Genomic DNA, 20,111 nt, shown 5'->3' with positions numbered 1-20,111 from the left:
TACGGCGAACGTTCAAGCCCGCCATTTCGCCCGCCAACCGTGTCGCGGTGCGTTGGTGATCGTTGAAGTACGCCGGGACAGTGATCACAGCGTCGGTGATTTCAGTGTTCAACTGAGCAGCCGCGTCATCACGAAGCGACTGTAAAACCAAACTGCTCAACTCGTGAGGCGTGAATTCCTTGTCGCCCAGTTTGAGTTTGCGTTCTTGGCCCATGTAGCGTTTGAACACCCATGCACATCGTTCCGGCGCGGTGACGCGAAGTTCTCTGGCAGCGGAGCCGACCACGATCTGGCCGTCTTGCAGAACACCCACGATCGATGGCGTGAGCTTGTCGCCGTGAGCGTTGGAGATCAGTTCGGGTTTGCCATCGCGGAAAACGCTGACCAACGAGTGCGTGGTGCCGAGATCGATCCCGATGCACACCGGTTCTTCGGTTGGGAAAGACGAATCGGATCCGAATTCAGGCATGAATCGAGAACGGTGTTCGAGAGTGGGTGATCGCGGCGGGCAAAAGCATTTTCGAGCGGTGATAGTCTAGTGATTTTGCGTCTCGCCGTGCATCCGTTGAAGCAGGTGGATCTAACGGGAGTAACCGGGCCGCGGAAGAGTAGAAAATCGGGCTCAGAAATCGCTTTGCGTCGAAGCGTGTTGATCGGGTATTTTGGGTGAGCTGATTTCGCCGATATGGCGAGCTTGTTTTTGTTTTTTCCGAAGAGTTGTTGATGGCAGTCCGGATTGATGCGATTGAAGAATCGAGTCGCGGGCCAATCCACGTCGTGGTGGCCGGCTACCGGGCTCGACCGAACGCCAATCTGATTCGTGCTGCCGAATTGAGAGGATCCACGTACAGCGTGCTGTGGGCCGCTGGATCCTGGACCGAAGTTGGGCCATCGGTGGGCGTGATCGCTCGCGGTGCCCGTGCGGCTTTGCCTGCCATTCACGGTGGCCGAGCGTTGCTCGGAGTCGGTACTTTGGCTGGCGGCATTGGAACCGCCGCCGTTATCGGCGCAGCCAGTTTCCGCCATCGGTACTACTGCGCTCGACGAGACGGAATCCGGTTGGCCGACAAAATCTTGGAACTTCCCGGAGTTGGCAAGCGACCGTTGCACCTGGTGGGGCATTCGCTGGGAACGGTCGTGATTCGATCGGCTCTTGAGAAGCTCGCCGAAAGAGATTGCCGCGTCGATGACCTGTTGCTGATGGGCGGGATGACATCGCGACTGAATTGGAACGATCAAGCGGATGCGTTTCGCGGTCGGTTGATCAACCTTTATTCGCCGCGAGATCGAATCCTTAACATGGCACCCGTCATCGATCGCGTTGTCGGTACCGGTGCGATCGTTTGCGAAAAGCTGAGCGATCGGTTGATGAATCACGACCTTTGTCGCGAGTTGCCCAACCAGTTCAATTTTTGGGGCCATCACAGCGGCTACTGGAATCGGTTCGGACAATACGCGATCAGCTAGATCCAACTGATTCACATTGGTGGATCGCCGAGTGATGCCACATCGACCGGGTAGTCTTCGCCGTTGAATGTGACGACATCGCCGTCATGCAGTTGTTTGCGACGACGCGTGTCGACTTCGCCGTTGACGATGACTTCGCCGCCCTGGATCAGCACCTTGGCTTCGCCTCCGGTTCCAACCAAACCCTCTCGTTTAAGGAAATCATCCAGTCGAACCATGGGGACTGGAACGTTGGGCTGCGTCGGTGAATCGCTCATTGGATTTGAAATCGTGCGAGGACGGGATTGTGGTCACTGATGTCACGCTGGTCATCAGCGATGCCCCAGTAGTTGTTCCAGTGTTCGTCTTGGGTGTCTTGTCTGCCGCCGAAGTTCAAATCGGATCGAACCGACACATCGCGAAGGGATAAGTCGACGACTCCGGGAGTGTCGATGACCAAGTCTCGCGAAACGAGGATGCGATCGAATTGGCGACCTGGTAACAGGTGCGTGGTTCGTTCTGCGGCGGGAATATGATCGTGCAAGTCAACCAAATCATCAGCGGGATCCTTGGTGCCTCGCGACATCAGAACGGCTAGGTCCGAGTCCGATGAAATTCTGCCTGCCAACTCTTCCGTGTTGAAATCGCCGGTGACAAGTACATGAACCGGTTGCTCAGGGTTCTCCTGCGATGCTTTTACGCCAGCTACCAAACGTTCCAACCACAGGCTAAGCGTTCGTGCTTGTTTCGCACGCAATTCGCCTTTCTCGGCCATCGCACGAAGGTGACAGTTTGCCATCACCAAAAGTTCGATCTTTCCGTTGACCGGTATCTCGACAACCGCGAAAAGGTGTTTGGAGACGGAGGCGTAGCCGCGTGATTTCATCGACGGTGTCACGACCCCGCGAGAAATGGATTGCACGCCGGTTGTGGTGGTCGCGAGAAAAGCGACGTCCTGTTCGGTGTAGAAATCTTCGCCTTTGATCACATAGTCGTCGTACTTCAGCCCATGGTTGCGATCGATCGCTCGAGTCAGAAAGTACATGACGTTCTGGCTCTCAATTTCTTGCAACGCGACTACGGTCGGTTGGACTTTCGCGATCGCCGCCGCCACGCGGTCGCGACGCCAATCCCATTGCCCGCGACTGGGAGCACTTTTTTCGCGGCCCAGTTCGCTGGGGTTATCAGCTGTTTGATTGTCGAAGAACCATTCCAAATTCCAAGTCATGACGCTGAATTCGGCCGGCTGCTGCGCGAACGCGGCAGATCCAAACCCGCTGATGAAATGCCCGGTGAAGGCGAGCAAGAAAAGAAAACGCATGGTGTCATTCGTCACTGATGAGTGAATCTTGCGGGATTGTTTCTCGCGTGGAGTTTGCCGCGGGGAAGTTGATCTGGTGGTTCCGCCGGTCAAGCTTTTTCTGCCGCGATGGCGGCGACGGCGAGGAGGTCAGATCGCTCGAAGCAGAACTTTTCTAGAGCATCGAGGCCCGAAGTGTCGCCCGCCTGTTTGGCTCGTCGAGCCATCGCCAACAGTTCGGGCAAGACTCGTTGAACGGGAACGTCATCGGGGAACAGCTCGATCGCGGCGCGGAGTGCTTCCGCGGGGCGGCCGACTCGATCGAGCAAATCAATGTACGTTTCGATGGCACCGGCGCCGGCAACGTTGACGTCGACCGTGCGAGCCTTCTGTTCAAACATTCGCAGTGCGGTGTCAACGCTCTGTCCCAACAACGCGGAAAAGAACGCTGAATGAGCGGGATAGAAGTCGACGAAAGGTTCTTCGCCGGGATATTGAAAATCAGATGGCAATCGACGTCCGTACTGGCAAAGCTGTAAAGCTTGATCGATCATTTCGCGATCGTCGATCACAGTCGCGAAGCGGACAGTCGACGACAGGTGAGTCGTGTCGAGGTGATAGCCGCCGCCACCGAGGATCCATTTGTACTTGGCAATCAGTTCGCCGAGATTGAGTTTCGTGGCGTCTTCTTCGATGGCTTCGGCAGTGACACCGTTTTCCGGTCCGCGATTTCGGAAGTCGTCGCGAACGAGCGAAAGCAGTTCGTTGTAGAACGAGGTGAGCAAACATTCGGCGGCGATCTGTCGATCCGTTCGCGAGCGTGCCGCGATGGCTTGGTCGTAAAGCGTGATGCTATTGCACGTGCCTTGGTGTTGAAGCACGGCGTTGTACCCGCGACGGAGATCGACGTTCTCGTGCAGTAGCACCTGGGTCATCTCGTCGTAGTTGTCGTCGTTGATTTCGATGTCTTCGAGCAATCGCTTTGCCAACTCATTGTCACCGGTCGGACGCAGGTACATCCAACCTTCCGCAATGCGTCCGTCTTGGATAAGCATCGCACCGGCTTGGCGACATGCGTCGAGGAGATCTTCCTCGAGATCTCGCTCACGTTGTTTTTCCGCATCCGATTTGGCGGGTGCCAGCGGTTCGTCAGGATCCGCGATCATCGGCAGACCATGAGCCAGCCGGCTTTTCATCTTCAGGGCTTCGAACAATTCGACCGGCTGACGTTCACGCCGATAGTGGGCGATGACTTCGTCGATGCGTTTGGCAGGATCGGTGCTGAGGCGGGCGAGCAGTTGGGGATCGAGCGACACGGAGAATGGGCTTTGAGGCGGGGATTTTCGGTGATTTCGTGTCCCCGAACGTGACGCAGCAGGGGCCAAATGTCAACAACGCGTCTGGTGGAGTGCGGCTGGCAAGGACAATCTCTGGACGGATGGTGGGAAACTTCCCGAATAACCGCCATCGCTCGCTATAGAGGGGCGACGACAAGTTGCCATCGCACCGGAACAGTTGAGGACAACCGTTCTACTCTTTCAGATCGAAGCGGAATCAAACGATTTCCCAGCGTCCGACCAAGCCATCGTCGAGGTCGACGTAGTACAGGGCTCCGTCGGGGCCTTGGCTGATCGCGACCACGGCGCCAGCACCGGTCGTGAAGGTTTGCACGTTGGTGATTGCTCCGGTCGCGTCGACGTCTCCGTGGCGGACGATGCCTTGGCCCAGGTCGTTGAAGAACACGTCGCCGGTGTAATCGTCGCCGTATAGGTTTCCACGATAGACGTCGCCCATCACGATCGCGTTGATCCCATCGGCTTGATGATTCAGCCCATATTGCGAGGAAGTCACGACGACGTTTTCCGCGAAGAAAGCGACTCCTTCAGGTGTGTTTGCGTATCCGGAGTTGACCAAGCTGGTTCCACTTCCGCCTTCGTAGAACGGCCATCCAAAGTTGGCACCGGCACCGGCTGAATTGATCTCTTCCCATTTAGTCCAGCCGACATCGCCCACGAATAAACGTCCGGTGACGGGATCGACCGACATTCGGAACGGATTCCGCAGGCCCAACTGATAGACCTTGGATCGGTTGGCGTCTGGATCGCCGTTGAAGAACGGATTGTCTGACAAACCTTCGCCGGTTAGCGGATCAATTCGCAGCACCTTACCGGACAAGCTGTCGATATCCTGGACGCGGTCGGCTCGGACATCGACACGGTTGTAGCTGGCACCGTCGCCGATCGAGACGAACAGCTCGCCGTTGATTCCGAAGGCGAGTGATCCGATCGTGTGCGATTCACTGTCGCTGTTGATGAAATCGTTGATGTAGGTTCCGTCTGGATTCTCGCCGGCGGGAGCTTCGGTGAAGTTGAACGTGCTGTTGGCAAACCCGTTGAAGTTTTCCCACGTGCTATTGCTGCCCAGCAGAACGACTTCGCTTCCCGCGACGGCTGTTTGATAGTTGTTGGCGACATCAGCGGTCACACGGATCAGACGGCCGGCGCGGTTGCCTTTGCCATCGGGACCGGCCAACGATCCGTTGCTGTACTGATTGACCTCCGGCGGGTCGTAGGTGAAGAGCAGATAGACGTACGGATTGTTTGCGAAGTCTGGATGCACGGCGATATCGAGCAGTCCGCGATCGCGCGTTCCGTTGACGATTCCCGAGATGTCGATGAAAGGATCGTTGGCGACCGCGCCGCCACGAACCGTTTTGACGACTCCGCCTTGTTCAGATACCAACATCGTTCCGTCAGGGAGCCAATCGATGGCGGTTGGCAAATGAAGTTGTGACGCGATCGTCGTGCTGAGGACTTCGTCACCGCCAACAACGGGTGGATCGAACGGTGGATCGGTTTGGTCGACGGTCCAGTTCAAGATGCGGTGTGAATTGTCCAGTCCGCCTGTGCCAGCCGTGAAGCCGACGAATCCTGAATCACCAACCTGCGTTTGCAAGTCAATCGTGGCCTTCATCAAAGCTTCAGTCGGCTTCGTTGCGTTGTCGGACAGGTAGACCGCCAACACATTGCTCGTCCCGTTGTATTCGACCCATGCGTATCGCGGGCTTCCGTTGTTGAGATCAATTTCCGGAACCGCAGTTCGCACGTTCGAATACACCGAACCGGTCAAGATCGAAACGTGGTTGTCGTTCAGGTCCAGACTGTTTCGATAAGTATCGAATTCAACGGCGACCGAGTTGGAGATGTCCTGGTAACCGAGTTCTTCACCGGAACCGCCAATGGCGGTCGCTCCGCGGGGATCGTTTTGGACGGTGAAGGTCAGGCCGTCGGCACCGTTCGTGCCCGCACCGTTCATCGCACGAAATGTGAAGGCGGTGCGGAAGGATCCATCGTCGGTGAGATTGACCGCGGTGGAGTAGAACGCACTGCCCGCTTGGTTGTTGAGTGCTTGTGTTAGTTCAAGCGTGTTGCCGGTTTGACGTGCCGTGCCGTTGAGAGTCAAACCGGATATGTCTGCGAAGTTCGAGTAGTCGGGCAGGCTGACTTCGTTGTCAACGATCGACACCGTCGCAGTTCTAGGAACCAGCAAGTTGGCTCCGCCTTGCACGTTGTCGATCGTGATGTTGAAGGTTTCGTTGTTTTCCAGCAAAGCGTCATCGAGAATAGGAATCACGATCGTTTGCTCGGTGACACCGTCGGCAAACGTCAGCGTTCCGGTTTGACGCGTGTAGTCGACACCATCGGTCGCCGTGCCAGCGAACGTGTCGTAGTCAACCGTGGCGATGCCGTCACTGCCGCCCGATCGAATGACTTGAACGAAGGCAGTCCCCGCGTCTTCGTCGACCGTCACGTTGCTGGTCGCGAGCGAGATCGTTCCAGGATTGGTCGGTGTGATTCCATATTGGAAGTAGCCGTTTGCGTGCAGCCATTCGGATTGTTTGAATCCTGGCGTCAGGCCATCTTCCTGCCATGTGCCCGTGGAATAAACCGTTTCAGCTTCGGTTTGATAAGACGTTCCGTCCAGTTCAATTCGGTCGATGCGAACGTTGCGATCGATACCGTCGTCGGCTTGATAAAGGTCATTCGTGAAGCGAATTTGAATCTGTGAGATATCGACCGTCGTGTCGGCTTCGAAATCCAGTTTGACGAAATCGCCTGTGTCGATGTCTCCACCGATGTTCTGCCACGTTTGGGCTCGCTGGCCATCGATCCAAAGTTCAATCGTTTCCGTGTTCTCGGCACCGGCCGCGTAAACGGAGATCGAGCTGGATGCTGATGGCGCCGCGTATTGGAAGTAGCCGTTGCTGTGGATCCATTCACTGCGTCGGAATCCAGGGGCGACACCGTCTTCTTCTCGCCAGGTTCCCGTTCCAAATGTATTCGCGTTTTCTGACTCGACCGTGACACCGTTGACGGTGATCGAGTCGACGACCAAATTGCGATCGATGCCTTGGCTGGGCTGATACAAATCGTTGGTGAAGACGACTCGCACATCATCCGCCGTCGCGTCCGCGGCACCGTTGTAGGTGAACGTTTGGAACTGGCGAGCGTCGACGTCGCCGCCAATGTTGTTCCACGTTTGGACGACTTCGCCGTTGACTTGCAACTGCATCTGTTCGGAGCCCGTCGTGCCGGCTGCACGAATCGAGATCGGTAGAACCATTTCAATGTGTTGCAATTGCTCCACGCTCGCGAGCAACGAAGTCTCGATGTTGCCAACGTGCGATTCCAAGTCCCAATCACCGCCTTGGGATGCGTGCCCAGTCGCATCGTCAGACGCAGCGACGTCGGCCGATGTCAAACGTGCGAGCGTCGTGATCAGGTTGTGTCCAGCGACATCCGATCCGGCGTTGCATCCATAAAGCATGATGTCCGCGTCACGATGAAGCGAATGCTTCCATCGCGCGAGTTGATCGGAACGTTGTTGAAACACTTCCGCATCGACTCTCTGCCCAGCCAGCTGCAATGCGCCCGCTTCACCATGCGAGACGATGTGCACGGCTCGCACGTTGGTGCGGCCACTTAGGACCGCAGTCATCTGATCGATCGCGGGTTTTGTTCCATCGAGCAACACGATCTCGACACCGCTTCGCATCAATCCGGTGAGTTGTTCGGACTGCTCGACGTCGCCATCGACGAACGCAATCTCTGTCACCGATGCGGTCGAAGCGGATGAGTCCGCGATCGTGTCAGACGAGCTTGAATCGGCTGAGCTGGTTCCGGCGGCCGCAGCGACTTCTGCACCGGCGTCACCCGCCAGCATGAGCCGTGGCTCCAGCGGCTCAACGGACCATTGAGGATGGGCGAAAGAAGGTTTGCGTTTGGATTGGAATCGAGTCATCAGATGCAGTTCCGGTACGGCTTGGATACCAGCAACCTTCCGGCACGACCAACCATAATGCGGCCCTGTAGAGGGGTGCTTCGCCTAGCATAGCTACCGGCACATTCGATACAACTCGCCCAATGTGAATTTTGGCAGTTCGTTGCCGTAGAAGATTTGGCAGGAATCGTTGGCCGTTCAGGGTTTGGTCCCGTTCGCACGCCTAACAGTCTGTTGATTTAGTCATATACCAAATGACAACAATTAGCCGATGGGCGTTAGCCCCGGTTGGCGTCTGACTAACCGCCGCTAACGCGGTACGGCTCATTAAATCAACAGCCCGCTAACGCAAATCCAATTAGCCGCAGGCCGTTAGGCCCGGTTTCCACTACGAAACACATGCAATCGCGCCTGCATGACGAACGCATCGGCAAAGCAAGCAGAACGACGGTGTGGGTGGAAACCGCTGCTACCGCCGGTTGGCTGATTCATCAACGGTTATCGCGACGACTACTCGTCCGATTCGTCGGACAACAATTTGAGTGCCGAGTCGTGGTTGTCGCCGCCCAGATCGCTCACCCGTGAAAGCACATCGACGAGCTGGTCCGTTGTGACTCCAAACGGATCTTGCGTGCTGCTATCAATCAATTTGGTCAAGTCCGTCAGCACAGAATCGCGAGCTTGGCTGCGAAGCGATGATTGAGCGAAACCGCGGGGAGCGTTTGGACCAATCGTGCTATCGCCACCAGGTGCCAACGGTTGTCCCGAATCATCGTCGCTCTTTTGGGCGAGTTCGTCATCGACGTCAGGTTCACCTTCGCCTTCTCCGTCCGGTTCTTCTTCACCGTTGTTGACCGTGCCAGCGGGCGTCGAAATGTGATTCAGATGATTGATCACCAACAACGCGTCCAACGCGGTGACAAATCCATCACCGTTGACGTCGTAACCGAAACCGGGATCACCAAAGCCAACCGGTCCAGGACCGTAGGTGTTGAGGTAGTTGATGATCGTGAGTGCGTCCAACGAACTGACGTCACCGTCGCCGTTCACATCGTGAGGCTCGGTGTCGTTGTGGTACGGCGTGTCATTCTCGATCACTTGAATCAAGAACGTTTCCGTGACCGGATCGACTCCGGGCGATTGCGAGCTCGCGGTGATGTCGACTTCGATTTCTTGTTGGTCGGCAACCAAAACCGCGACGCCTTCTGCCAACTTCAGCGTCGATCCATCGAACACAAATCGCGAATCGTTGACTGTCAGAGTGTGATTGTTCGCGGCAGGGTTACCGGCGATGCGAAGTTCACCAACCGTCGCACCGGCAAGCTGTTCTTCCACCGTGGCGGGCGTGAGAGCAAAGCCGGTGGGGGCTTCCGGCAAGTCAATCACTTGCAAGGTGATTGCTTTTTCAAACGAGTCGTCCAGGTGAGAAACGGTGACGTTGATCACGATGCTCTCTTCAGCTTCGTAATCGACGGCGATGCCCGGCTTCAATCGCAGGCTTCCACTGATGATGACAAAGCGGTCGTCATCGACTTCGAAGTCGTAGAACTGGTCGTCGTCTTCATCGACCACGGTGATCTCGGTGACGACGTCACCTTCGAAGTTTTCACGCACGGTTGCATTGCCTGGCAACACATCCTCGATCGGATCGTCTTCGTCGGTGATTTGCAGCGTCGCGGTGTGAACCAAAGGTTCTTCGAAGTCAGGATCGTGAACCGTGATGATCAACGGGATCGCCCATTCATCTTCCCAGTTCAATTTGTCGGGGCCAACAAAGATCAAATTGCCGTTCGCGTCGACGATGAATCGGTCGTCATCGATTTCAATGATGTGGTTGCCTTGGCCGTCACCATCGATGACTTCGATTTCGCCGATGATACCGTTTACCAGAATGTTCTCTGGGACCGGTTCGACGTGAGGCACGACCTGAACGGGAGCGTCTGGCACATTCACTACCGTGATGTCCAAAACATGCTCGGTGAAATCGCGTCCGTCGTGCAGCCAAACGGTGAACTGATCAACGCCGGCGAAGTCTTCGATGGGAACGTACGAAAGCGAACCGGCGAGCGTTACCGTCGACACTCCGGCACCGGTTGGTTGCATCGGCAGCAGGATGAAATCGTCGTCATCTGCGTCGGACGCGTCGCCATATACGGCGGGAGCCTCGCTGGTCAGGACAGTGTCCTCGTCCATCGTCCAACTTGGCGGAGTGTTGTAATCCGGTGCCGTGTTGGCACCGATCAAACGCATCCCAAATTCGATCGGTGCTGCGTCTTCGTTGTTCGTGATTTGAACTCGGTGAGGAGCCGGCGTGCGAAGGCTCATTTCCGCCAATCCGGCCGCACCAACGATGGCGACGCGTCGCAGCTCGGGATCGAGCGATATGCCTTGTGCACCGGAGGTGGATGGCAGATTCAACGATGACAAATCAATCGCGAGGTCGACGACCAAGTCGCCTGTTTCAGCATCGATCAATCGCAACCCGGCCTCGACCGGATCGACTGAGTCAGGAGTCAACGTGACGATCAAACCACGGGCCGCATCGATCGCGACGGGGGCGTCGGTCGGAAGGCTGTAGAGAGTCGCCAGGTCAGTGGTTTCGAGATCGTGTACCGTCAATCCATCTGATTGCCGCACGATCAACAAGCCTGCTTCATCGCTGAAAGCGACCACTTCGACACCGCCATCGACGATGATCGGGTCGTTGGTCAACAACGAGTGGCTGGCGTTGCTCCAAACCTGGATCTCCAATCCATCGGCAAAGCCACCTTGTCCGTCATCAATTTGCGTCGCTCGAGCCAGGATCGAACGGGTGGGGCCGTCTGTCGAACGAGGTGCCGAGTCGCCAACCAACTGAGTGTCTGTTGGGACCAATGTGCCTGTCGCTTCGGCGCTGAGGCTGGCCGTGTCGACAGTCCACAACTGAGACGATCCGTTTTCGTCCGCTTGCAACAGCAAACCGCGGCCGACGTCGTCAATGGCGTGATCGACAAATTGCGGTGCGAGGTCACTGTCCTCGAACGGAGTGAATCCTGTGAGTGCCGCATCGATGATGAATGCTTTGTGTCCGACGGCATTATCGCCCAGTGCGATCAATTCGCCGGAAGGTGCACGCCAAATCGCTTGAATGCCGACGCCCAAATCCAACGTCGATGCAATCGAGCCGCTGCTGGTCACGGAGTTGAGCGAGGTGCCTTTCGCGAAGACGGCGGGCAGCACGTCTTCTTCCGAGGTTCCCGCATCAAGAACAAAGGCGGGCGTGACAGCCGTGATTCCCGCTTCGCTGAGGAACGGGTTGGCCGTGATCACAGTCGGCGTGGTTTGAACTTGCGACTCGGTGCCGTTGAAGACACGAATCACGTGGGTGCCGTCACCGAGGCCATTGAAGACGAACTGACCGGCTTCGTCCGTCAGCCCGTATTGTTCGCCCTGATCCAGTGTGCTGTTGTCATTTTGGTCGACGAACACCAGCCGATTCGCGAGCATCGATTCTTCGGCTTCTTTTTTCAGCGAGTCGTTGGCGTCGTAAAAGACTGAGCCAACAATCGCGGCCAGAACGCGGCGATCATCCAGCGTCTGCATCGAAAGGCGACGACGAGTCCCGCGCGACAGATTTCTCTGGGAGCGGCGTCGTAGGCTCGTCAGGGAAACACGCGGCATCGTGACGAATTCTCACATGTCGAGGCGGAACGGATGGGCAGACGTTTTATGGTGGACGTCACGGGTGGGAGGAAAGTTCCCTGGATGCGGCATCTTTCGCGTCAAAATCCGATGAATTGTCACGCGATTGTTTGGATGGTTTTCCAGAATCCGTTCCCCGACGCTCGTCGTCGTCGCTTATTATAGACAACGACCGTTTGGCTCCGAGTAGCCTTTTGCTCGGATTTTTGCCGGAATCACCGCGATCGGGATGCACCCGCACGCTCGTGATTGCCAGCAAAACGCTTGATTGAACGTCCGCAACGCCTCTCCACCATTCAATTCATCCCATGCCGACAAAGCCCGCTGATCTGTCGCTGCGTTTTTCTGCCAAATCTGCTGCTTGGGCGATCTGTTTGACGACGCTCGGCCCGCTCTTTTTCGCGACCGCGTTTTCGTCGGTCGCGGTTGCCCAAGGCCAACAGGCCACGATGCAAGCGGCGGAGCGTGCCGCGATGGAAGCCCAAGGTGGCCCTTCCGGCTATGAAGAAATGGAGCCGGGCTACGATGACATGGACATGTACGACGCCGATATGGAAGACCAAGGGATGGGGGATCCATACGGCGAATCGGGATACGGTTCCGGCTACGGCGGTCAATCAAACTCTCGCGGTGGAGGCGACCTGAAGCCGTCGCCCACGGTGATGCTGGAAGTGTTCCAGCTTGATTGGTCACCGCTGGCCGAGCGTGTTCAGCAAGTCCTAACGTCCGCGTCGACTTCACAACAACCGGTGGCTTTGGGGCCAGTTCTTCGCAACGAAGCCCATGTGGCGTACCGATACGGCAACCTGCCTTTGGCTCTGCAGCTTTTCCACGGCTTCATCGCTCGAGGCAGCGACGCGGCTGAACAGCAGATGGATCAAATCAAATTCAGCAAGCATTTCCGAAAACCGCTTTGGCACCTCCGGGTTGGCGTGAGCCTCGGGGTCCACGGCGATTCCTCAACGACGGATCCGTCGCCCATCACCGACTCGGGAACTTCTCGAGGCATGGGGAACGGCGAGATGGGAATGGGGATGGACTCCGGCATGATGGACATGGAAATGGAGATGGCAAATTCCATGCAAGGAATGAATGAGGGCATGCGAGAAGGCATGGCCGGCATGGAAGAAGAGATGGGGATGGGTGGCATGGATATGTACGAGGAAGACATGGGCATGGCCGGAATGGGAATGCCGGGAATGGGCATGTCTGGACGAGGCCGACGGAATCAAGCCGCGGCGTCCATGGTTCCGAAAGCGGAAATGACCGACTCGGAAGTCAATTCTCGCATGGAGAAGTTCCTGGGGCTGGTCGCTGACACGGTCAAGACTGGCCTGTCGAAACGGATCTCGGACGGCAAATTCGGACATGCTTTGGTTGACGTCGAGGCTGAATCCACGACCCAGGGGCACACCGTCAATGGTGAGACGGTCGACGAAGCACCCCAATCCATGTGGATTCCCAGCGTTCTGTTCGTCGGCGAAGGCAACTCGCGCGACACAATCAAAACCGCTCACAACCTGGAGTTGGACCTGCTGTTCCATTTCGACGTGGGGCTGAAAGAAAATCGCATGGGCGCCGTCAGCAACATCAGCCGTGTGAAGGTGATGGACGCTCGCAACGGCAAGACGCTGGTCAGTTCCGCCGCGATGGACAACACCGAAGTCGAACGCATGACACGTGTCGGTCGAGGTTCACCATCGGCGTATGTCGACGAACAATTGAAGTCTCTGTGGGCGGTGGTCGACGAGCGTTTGACGCTGTCAGATTTGCCAACACTCAGTCCTGAAGTCGCTCGCAAACGAGTGGCTCAAGTGTTGGGCGACCGATCAATGACGCCGCTTCGGAAACTGGCCGAGATCCGCTACTACGGCTATCGCGGCTGGCTGACGCCCGATGAAGTCGAACAAGCGTTTGAGATCACCGGCGGCCCCGAGGCCATGAAAGTCCTGCACGGCAGTGAGTCCCAGGCCATCGAGGCGATTCATAAGCTGGTCGTCGAAACCGAAGCCAGCGACTCCTGACACGGGGCTAACTCGCGGCTTAAAGTCTCAACCCGCCGCGTAAGCAAGGCTCTTCCGTGTTAAGGATCAGTCGACTCAGAGCCTGAGTCGACTACGTGCACTGCCGTAGCCGGCTTCGCCAGAATTCGGACTGTAAGTTTCGCGATTCAGGCTATTCCAAATCATAACCCGCCGCGTCAGCAAGGCTATCACCCCGCAGCCGGATTCGTCAGAATTCGGACGGCAACGACGCCCAACTCGCGGCTTCATGTCACAACCCGCCGCGTCAGCAAGGCTCTTCCGAGTTGAGGACCAGTCGACTCAGAGCCTGAGTCGACTACACGTGCATGGCGTGTGGCCTCGTAAAAGCGGCGGGTTTACCGCCGTAGCCGACTCAGGCCATGAGTCGGCCCAGGTGAACAGCATCCGAGTTCTGGCAACCCTAACGTTTGCCGCGACTTTATCGATCACGCAAGCCGGGGCCCCTCCGGTCCAGCGATTGAACGTCGAGGGCACAACGTGACGAATGAGACAAAGCATCAAGGCTTCCTGTTCGCAATTCGCGATGAGGAGCCAGTACCTTGCGACTCAAACTCATTCGGCCCTGCAAAAGGACTTGCCCGCCATGGCGACCACGTTCCCAACACAACGCACGTTGCTCTTCGCCGCAATCCTCGCAGCGACAGCATTCGGTGGCATTCGCACCCAAACAGCATCGGCGGACTGGGGTTCCTTGGTTCACCAAATGCACGTCGGATACCACCGCAATGTCGCTTGGCCAGACCCATTCAACGAAGTGGACGCCCTGCAAGTCGTGATGCCATTCGAAGCGATGAAACGCAACGGATGGCGCATGCACAACACCATCGGACACGAGCTGTTTCGTGGCGTTGACGGAGCCCTCTTGGCCGCCGGCCAAAATCGCGTCCGCTGGATCGCCACCCAGGCACCTGAAACTCGCCGAGAAATCTACGTCCTTCGCGGTGCCAACCAAGCTGAAACCCAGTCGCGTTTGAAATCGGTGCGAGACGCGGTCGACAACTATGTGTTGGACGGTCAACCTCAGCCGCAGGTTCTGGTGACCACCATCGAGCCCGCCACATCGCCAGGTGTGATGGCCACAAAGATCAATCGAGAACGCCTCGAGCAAATGGCCGCACCAAAGTTGCCAACGACCAGTGCAGCCGGACAAGCCGGTATCACTCAATAAGCCTGTTTGAGCCAGCAAGACTTCAGATTGACTCGAAGACAAACGAAAAAAGGCGACTGCGAGCCAAGCTCACAGTCGCCTTTTTTTATGTCGAATCAGCGTCGCCCGTCGCCCTACCACCCAAACCGCAGCGTAAGCAAGGCTCTTCGTGGTCCTGCGAACCGACTCAAAGCCTGAGTCGGCAACGCGTGTACTGAACCGCAGCGTCTTACGACCGTCTTCCGCAGCCGGATCCGCAAGAGATCGAACTCTCCAACCCTGTAGCCGATTCAGGCCCTGAATCGGCCTTCTGCGCGTCCACTCGCAATCTCGCCGTGGCCGTCCATCCCGTAGCCGAGTTCGCCAGAATTCGGACCGCAAGTAATGCGGTTCAAGCTGCTCCAAGTCATAACCCGCAGCGTCAGCAAGGCTATTCGTGATATGGCGAACCGACTCAGAGCCTGAGTCGGCAACGTGTGAGCTGAACTGCAGCGTCATACGACCGTCTTCCGTATCCTAATTCGCGAGAGATCGAACTTTCCAAACCCGTAGCCGATTCAGGCCCTGAATCGGCCTTCTACGCCTTCAAACGCAATTCCGCCGGGGGCCACTCATATCGTAGCCGGATCCGCCAGAATCCGGACCGCAAGTGATCCGGTTCAGGCTGCTCCAAGTCATAACCCGCAGCGTAAGCAAGGCTCTTCTTGATGTGGACAACCGACTCAGAGCCTGAGTCGGCAACGCGTGCACTGAACCGCAGCGTCGTACGACGGTCTTCCGCAGCCGGATCCGCGAGAGATCGGACTCTTCAACCCTGTAGCCGATTCAGGCCCTGAATCGGCCTTCTGCACCTTCAAACGTAATCTCACCGGAGCCGTCCATCCAGTAGCCAGATCCGCCAGAATTCGGACCGCAAGTGATGCGGTTCAAGCTGCTCCAAGTCCCAACCCGCAGCGTGAGCAAGGCTCTTGGTGTTGTGGTGAACCGACTCAAAGCCTGAGTCGGCAACGGAGTCATCCCGCAATGGAAGCAATGCCGAGCCATGGAGCCGGCGACCAGCACAGCGTCCTTGCTAACGCGGCGGGTTGTGACGAGCGAACGCTAAGAGCATCCTGGATCGTTGAGCAATCGATTCAAATCCCCGCCCAACCCAACCACCTCAATCGGTCGTCTCGGCTTCTTCCGTCATCGCCGCCCGATGCTCTTCCGCCAATTCCTCTTGCCCCAACGCCTCAAAGCAAACCGCCAGAGACTCATGAGCCGCATTGGCCAGCGACTCTTCCGCCAAAGCCCGTTCGAGGTCAGGGATAGCTTCCAGGTGCTTACCGAGCTTCGTCAAAATCTGCCCGCGGGTTTCAAAGAAGTAGGCATTCGGTGTCGAGACACTTTCGATTGCTTGCTCACTAATCTGAAGGGCTTGCTCCAAATTGCCATCTTCCTTCTCCGCTATCGCGACTGCCAAGTTATTCAGAATGGCCGAGCTATGCGGCAGATGTTCTGCCGCGAGCTTCAGGTGGAGCGTTGCTTTCTCAGCATCGCCTTTCAACAGGGCCGCCGTCCCGCGGATGAAATTCGCGATTCCCGGAGACGATCCTTTGACCAGTGCCGCTCGAATCTTGCCCAGTTCTTTGTCGTCTGATTCCAGCGTTTTGAGCACCTGATCCGCAACCAGACTCAGCACACGCGGATTGTTGGGAGCATACTGCAACGCAACTTGCAGCATCTTCAGCACCCGCAAGCGTTCTTCAACGGTCTCGTTCGGTTCCGATTCAATCTTGTTGATCCAGACGACGATGGTGTCGCCCATTGCCTGTTGCAACCCAGCCTGATGCTCCTTGGTTTTCATCCGGCCAATCGATTCGCTCAAAAGTCGAACCGCGTCCGCGTGCTTCTCAAGGAAGATCAACGCCTGCACGTTCGCCATTGCCAACTGCGGGCTGGCCGGCTCTTCCTCAAACAGTTGCTGAATCTTTTCGAGCGTCGTTTCCGCGTAGCGAGTGGCAGCATCGTCCTCGCCAGCCTGGCGCGAAATCATTGCCGCCTGCAAACCAAACATCGGCTGAACGGACGCGAGCTGAACCAAGTACGGAACCGCTTGATTCTGGCGGTTGGTGCGAATCAGATAGTCCGCGTACGCCTTCTTGATGCCCAAATCATCAGGCACTTCTTCGCTCAACAGACGAAGCAACTGTCCGAACTCTCGCTGCTCCTCATTCTCCAGGTCCGCCCACTTCTTTTGTTCATAGAGCTCCTGCAACAACCATCGAGCCGCACGGGCATCACGCTGCTGCGCCACCAATCCACGCATCAGCGACCGAGCCTCCTCCGTCTCATCCTGCTGATTCCGAGCCACCGCCAACCGGTACAGCGTCTCCGCCGACTCGTCTCCTTCCTCGATCTGCCGCCGGATCAGCAGATCCGCTGTCTTGTAGTCATCACGTTCGAAAGCGGACGCCAACTGTTCGCGGATCAACTGATTCCGCCAAGAAACGTTCTCGCCCGTCGAAACGAACAGCAAAATCGCCAAAGCAATCGTCAATCCCAACGCGGGAATCGCTGTTGACGCGCGTTTCCACGGAATCGTCCGAAACCAAGCAATGAACCACTGTCCAAACCACTTGAACCACTGCAACGGGTTGAGGTACCGAATCATGGCGACACCTCCAAGTTGGCTTCTGCCTGATCGTCCGGTCCAATCGCTGAGCCACCATTGGCCGCTTTGACCGCGGTCGCAATCTTCTGCCGCAGTCCGTCAAACATCTCATCAATCCGATCAATCGTCGAAGCATCAAGTTTTTGAGGTGCGACCACCCACAACTGCAGCATCATCATTGGTTCAGTTGTTCCGTCGAAATCTTCGCTGGCGTCTGCGAATCGGCTGCCAAGCCGTCCTGGACGCTCGGGAGGGAAGACAAACCGTGCAGATGAAGTAATAGCCGAGTACCAAAGATGGCCGCGAGCGTCGGTGTCACCACCAAATAGAGCGTAAGCGAATGGTTGAAATTCAGAATCTGCTGCTTCAGGCTCGGGTGCCTCGGTTGACTCCAGCACTCGATTGAGCAGCTCCAGTCCTGGTTCTCGTAGCAAAGACAAAGTTCATGCCACTCTGCGTAAGTTTGACTCAAGACGAACTGTCCGCGAACCGGAACGCCGTTGACCATCGCTTCGAAAGTCCAAACATCCGCATTTTGTCCCAGAATGGGATGGTCACCGTCACGCGACTGTTGATGTTCATTCAGTCGAAAGCCGCTGTTGCCTGAAGATATGAATTTAACTGGTGGTTCGAAAATAAGTCCATCAACAAACATGCCCTGCGCACCTTCCTCCACGCCGACAGCACTGACCTTCATGGCTGACGACGAACTCACCGAAATCAAGACAACTCCCAGAACCGCCATTGCTGCTGCGATAGGCTTGGCCTGCAAACGGCCCAATAGACGAGCTAGCTGGAGCTGAAATCCAAGTTCCTTCGGATCGGAACCAGCCTGATTGCTGCGGTAATATTCGCCCACTGCGTCAACGTTTTGGCCGTCGTCAACGAACCAGTTCCAAAGATGCAAGATTGGATTGTCCGGATGTTCGTCCGCCGTCGTTCCAGTCACATGCATCAGCGTCATGATCATTCCATCAAAGGACCAAAGGAAGAAGGCTGAAATCGCCAAAGTGGTGTATCCCAAAATGTCGTGAGCCCACCCCGATGCCAGGTCAAGCGACATCCATTGATCAGCGACAGCAACCATGGTCACTCGCAGGACATTCCCGCCGGCGGCGAGAATGAGAGCGATGATCAAATAGAACGGAGCCAGCCACAGTTTCCGGCGATTGATCGCGACGATCAGCGTGCTCAGAAAAGCCATGGTGAAGACTGACTGGATTCCACTGCACGCCTCAGCCACAAACAGTTCTCGGCTTGGCAGTTCGATCACATTGCGTGTCACCGCGTGCGGTATCGAGAGGACATCTAAGAGCAAGCTCGACATCATGGTGGTCAAATGTTGCAGCTGAATCACCAGCAACTGGTCGTAGCCAAGCGGCAAACGAATCAGCAGCAACAACGGCAGAGCGAGAATCAACAGGCTCTTGTCGTGCGGGCCACGCATCACGCCCAAGCACGCCGCTGCGTAGCAGACAAAGGCGATGGACATCATCCAAGGTGACCGGAGGCTCCAGCTACCGATCATGGCGAGCACGCCCATTGAGATCAGCAGCAAGGAACTGATTCGAGACGGAGCGTAGAAATAGCGGTCGCTACGGGACCATGCCAGCCAAGCGACTGCTCCAATCGCAAACGGAAAGTACTGGTAGTGGTCCAGACGCCACATCCGCGAGAAGTAGATGGCCAGCATCGGAATGCACGCGGCCAGCAGGGCCACCCAAAACCAAGTCCAAACGGATTGGATGACCGGAGTGCGAACGGGAGCCAGCGGCACCTTCGCCTTCGTCTTCATGGGAGCGATCGCGGGAGAATCTTCAGTCATACTGCGGTCTGTTGTGCGGGGGGAAAGGTCGATCCCCATGATAAGGCGAGGAGTGTCCGAACGCCACAAATTGCTAGTCGATTGTCACCGCAATCGCGAAAAGAATTGCAGGCAATCCCGCTCAATCGGACGCTGGAATTTCCAATCACAACCCGAACGCGTCAGCGAGGGACCGTACGTCCGAATCCTCGGCAAATCCGGCGATGCGGACGAGCGTCGCTTGTCGCGTCACAACCCGCCGCGTCAGCAAGGCAGCGATCAAAAGTTCTTTACATCGTAGCTGGAATCGCCAGATTTCAGATTGTTCGTAGGACTGCGAACCGTTGTGTGCGTTCTCACGCAGAGTCCTTGCTAACGCGGCGGGTTTTGAAGATTGGCAAGATATCAGAATTTGATGCAATTCCTGATCGTGTTGGGGAGGCCGATTCAGGGCCTGAATCGGCTACGACAGGTGATGTGTTCGAGCTCTTGCCGCTTCGGCGATGGAGGAACGCCGAGAATGCACACACGTAACCGACTTAGGCCTCTAAGTCGGTGCTCCAGCTACATCCGAGCGTCGCTTGTCGTGTCACAACCCGCCGCGTCAGCAAGGCAGCGATCAAAAATTCTCCGCATCGTAGCTGGAATCGCCAAATTTCAGATTGTTTGCAGGACTGCGAACCGTTGCGTGCGTCTCACGCGGAAACCTTGCTAACGCGGCGGGTTACGAAGATTGGTAAAATATCCGGGTTTGA

At 56.6% G+C, this 20,111-nt stretch carries 11 protein-coding genes and 1 pseudogene; 4 read left to right on the top strand and 8 right to left on the bottom strand.

The features are described from left to right. On the bottom strand, positions 1 to 469 hold a 469-nt coding region (locus B2R17_RS22595; RefSeq protein ID WP_286765776.1), incomplete at its 3' end, for an Hsp70 family protein. 254 nt (positions 470 to 723) lie between these two features. On the opposite strand from B2R17_RS22595, the gene B2R17_RS22590 reads away from it, so the two are divergent. Next, the gene (locus B2R17_RS22590; protein ID WP_236616057.1) at positions 724 to 1,467 is read left to right on the top strand and encodes a DUF726 domain-containing protein; all 744 of its coding nucleotides are present in this window, start codon (positions 724 to 726) and stop codon (positions 1,465 to 1,467) included. Positions 1,468 to 1,478: 11 nt separating this feature from the next. Here the strand turns inward: B2R17_RS22590 and B2R17_RS22585 are convergent, their stop codons facing one another. The 5 genes from B2R17_RS22585 to B2R17_RS22565 form a co-directional block, all read right to left on the bottom strand. Then, a complete protein-coding gene (locus B2R17_RS22585) occupies positions 1,479 to 1,724 on the bottom strand; it encodes an RNA-binding S4 domain-containing protein (protein WP_007325922.1) in 246 nt (81 codons plus the stop codon). Further along, complete coding sequence (locus tag B2R17_RS22580; protein ID WP_286765775.1) at positions 1,721 to 2,767, bottom strand: endonuclease/exonuclease/phosphatase family protein; 1,047 nt, start codon at positions 2,765 to 2,767, stop codon at positions 1,721 to 1,723. The genes B2R17_RS22585 and B2R17_RS22580 overlap by 4 nt, the downstream gene beginning before the upstream one ends. An 89-nt stretch (positions 2,768 to 2,856) precedes the next feature. Further along, positions 2,857 to 4,062 carry a hypothetical protein gene (locus B2R17_RS22575; protein WP_286765774.1) on the bottom strand — a complete coding sequence of 402 codons (1,206 nt, stop codon included), beginning with the start codon at positions 4,060 to 4,062 and terminating at the stop codon, positions 2,857 to 2,859. 238 nt (positions 4,063 to 4,300) lie between these two features. Further along, entirely contained in the window at positions 4,301 to 8,047 is a 3,747-nt protein-coding gene (locus B2R17_RS22570) for a DUF4347 domain-containing protein (RefSeq protein ID WP_414707391.1), read from the bottom strand. A gap of 489 nt (positions 8,048 to 8,536) precedes the next feature. Then, positions 8,537 to 11,608, bottom strand: coding sequence for a dockerin type I domain-containing protein (locus B2R17_RS22565; protein ID WP_414707390.1), 3,072 nt, complete (start codon positions 11,606 to 11,608; stop codon positions 8,537 to 8,539). Positions 11,609 to 12,015: 407 nt separating this feature from the next. On the opposite strand from B2R17_RS22565, the gene B2R17_RS22560 reads away from it, so the two are divergent. Then, on the top strand, positions 12,016 to 13,731 hold the full coding sequence (locus B2R17_RS22560; protein ID WP_286765772.1) for a hypothetical protein: 1,716 nt from the start codon (positions 12,016 to 12,018) through the stop codon (positions 13,729 to 13,731). A gap of 544 nt (positions 13,732 to 14,275) precedes the next feature. After that, positions 14,276 to 14,920 (top strand): hypothetical protein, encoded by a 645-nt coding sequence (locus tag B2R17_RS22555; RefSeq protein WP_286765771.1) that lies wholly within the window; start codon positions 14,276 to 14,278, stop codon positions 14,918 to 14,920. A 1,138-nt stretch (positions 14,921 to 16,058) separates the two neighbouring features. Here B2R17_RS22555 and B2R17_RS22550 read toward each other — a convergent pair. Both B2R17_RS22550 and xrtU read right to left on the bottom strand, forming a co-directional pair. Then, on the bottom strand, positions 16,059 to 17,552 hold the full coding sequence (locus tag B2R17_RS22550) for a tetratricopeptide repeat protein (protein ID WP_286765770.1): 1,494 nt from the start codon (positions 17,550 to 17,552) through the stop codon (positions 16,059 to 16,061). Further along, a pseudogene (gene xrtU, locus B2R17_RS22545) lies at positions 17,549 to 19,221 on the bottom strand (exosortase U). The gene B2R17_RS22550 and the pseudogene xrtU overlap by 4 nt, the downstream one beginning before the upstream one ends. 208 nt (positions 19,222 to 19,429) lie before the next feature. Between xrtU and B2R17_RS22540 the strand changes: the two are divergent. After that, a complete protein-coding gene (locus B2R17_RS22540) occupies positions 19,430 to 19,657 on the top strand; it encodes a hypothetical protein (protein ID WP_286765769.1) in 228 nt (75 codons plus the stop codon). The last annotated feature ends 454 nt before the right edge of the window (positions 19,658 to 20,111 follow it).

It is taken from the genome of Rhodopirellula sp. UBA1907, from assembly GCF_002337565.1.
GTDB lineage: Bacteria > Planctomycetota > Planctomycetia > Pirellulales > Pirellulaceae > Rhodopirellula > Rhodopirellula europaea.
The sequence above is the reverse complement of the archived record's forward strand: the minus strand, read 5'-3'. Positions and strand labels throughout refer to the sequence as shown.

What these genes read in the sequence shown, in the direction of transcription:
- B2R17_RS22590 (WP_236616057.1), top strand. Translation starts at nt 724, where the DNA reads ATGGCAGTCCGGATTGATGCGATTGAAGAATCGAGTCGCGGGCCAATC.
- B2R17_RS22585 (WP_007325922.1), bottom strand. Translation starts at nt 1,724, where the DNA reads ATGAGCGATTCACCGACGCAGCCCAACGTTCCAGTCCCCATGGTTCGA.
- B2R17_RS22580 (WP_286765775.1), bottom strand. Translation starts at nt 2,767, where the DNA reads ATGCGTTTTCTTTTCTTGCTCGCCTTCACCGGGCATTTCATCAGCGGG.
- B2R17_RS22570 (WP_414707391.1), bottom strand. Translation starts at nt 8,047, where the DNA reads ATGACTCGATTCCAATCCAAACGCAAACCTTCTTTCGCCCATCCTCAA.
- B2R17_RS22565 (WP_414707390.1), bottom strand. Translation starts at nt 11,608, where the DNA reads ATGCAGACGCTGGATGATCGCCGCGTTCTGGCCGCGATTGTTGGCTCA.
- B2R17_RS22560 (WP_286765772.1), top strand. Translation starts at nt 12,016, where the DNA reads ATGCCGACAAAGCCCGCTGATCTGTCGCTGCGTTTTTCTGCCAAATCT.
- B2R17_RS22555 (WP_286765771.1), top strand. Translation starts at nt 14,276, where the DNA reads ATGAGGAGCCAGTACCTTGCGACTCAAACTCATTCGGCCCTGCAAAAG.
- B2R17_RS22550 (WP_286765770.1), bottom strand. Translation starts at nt 17,552, where the DNA reads ATGATTCGGTACCTCAACCCGTTGCAGTGGTTCAAGTGGTTTGGACAG.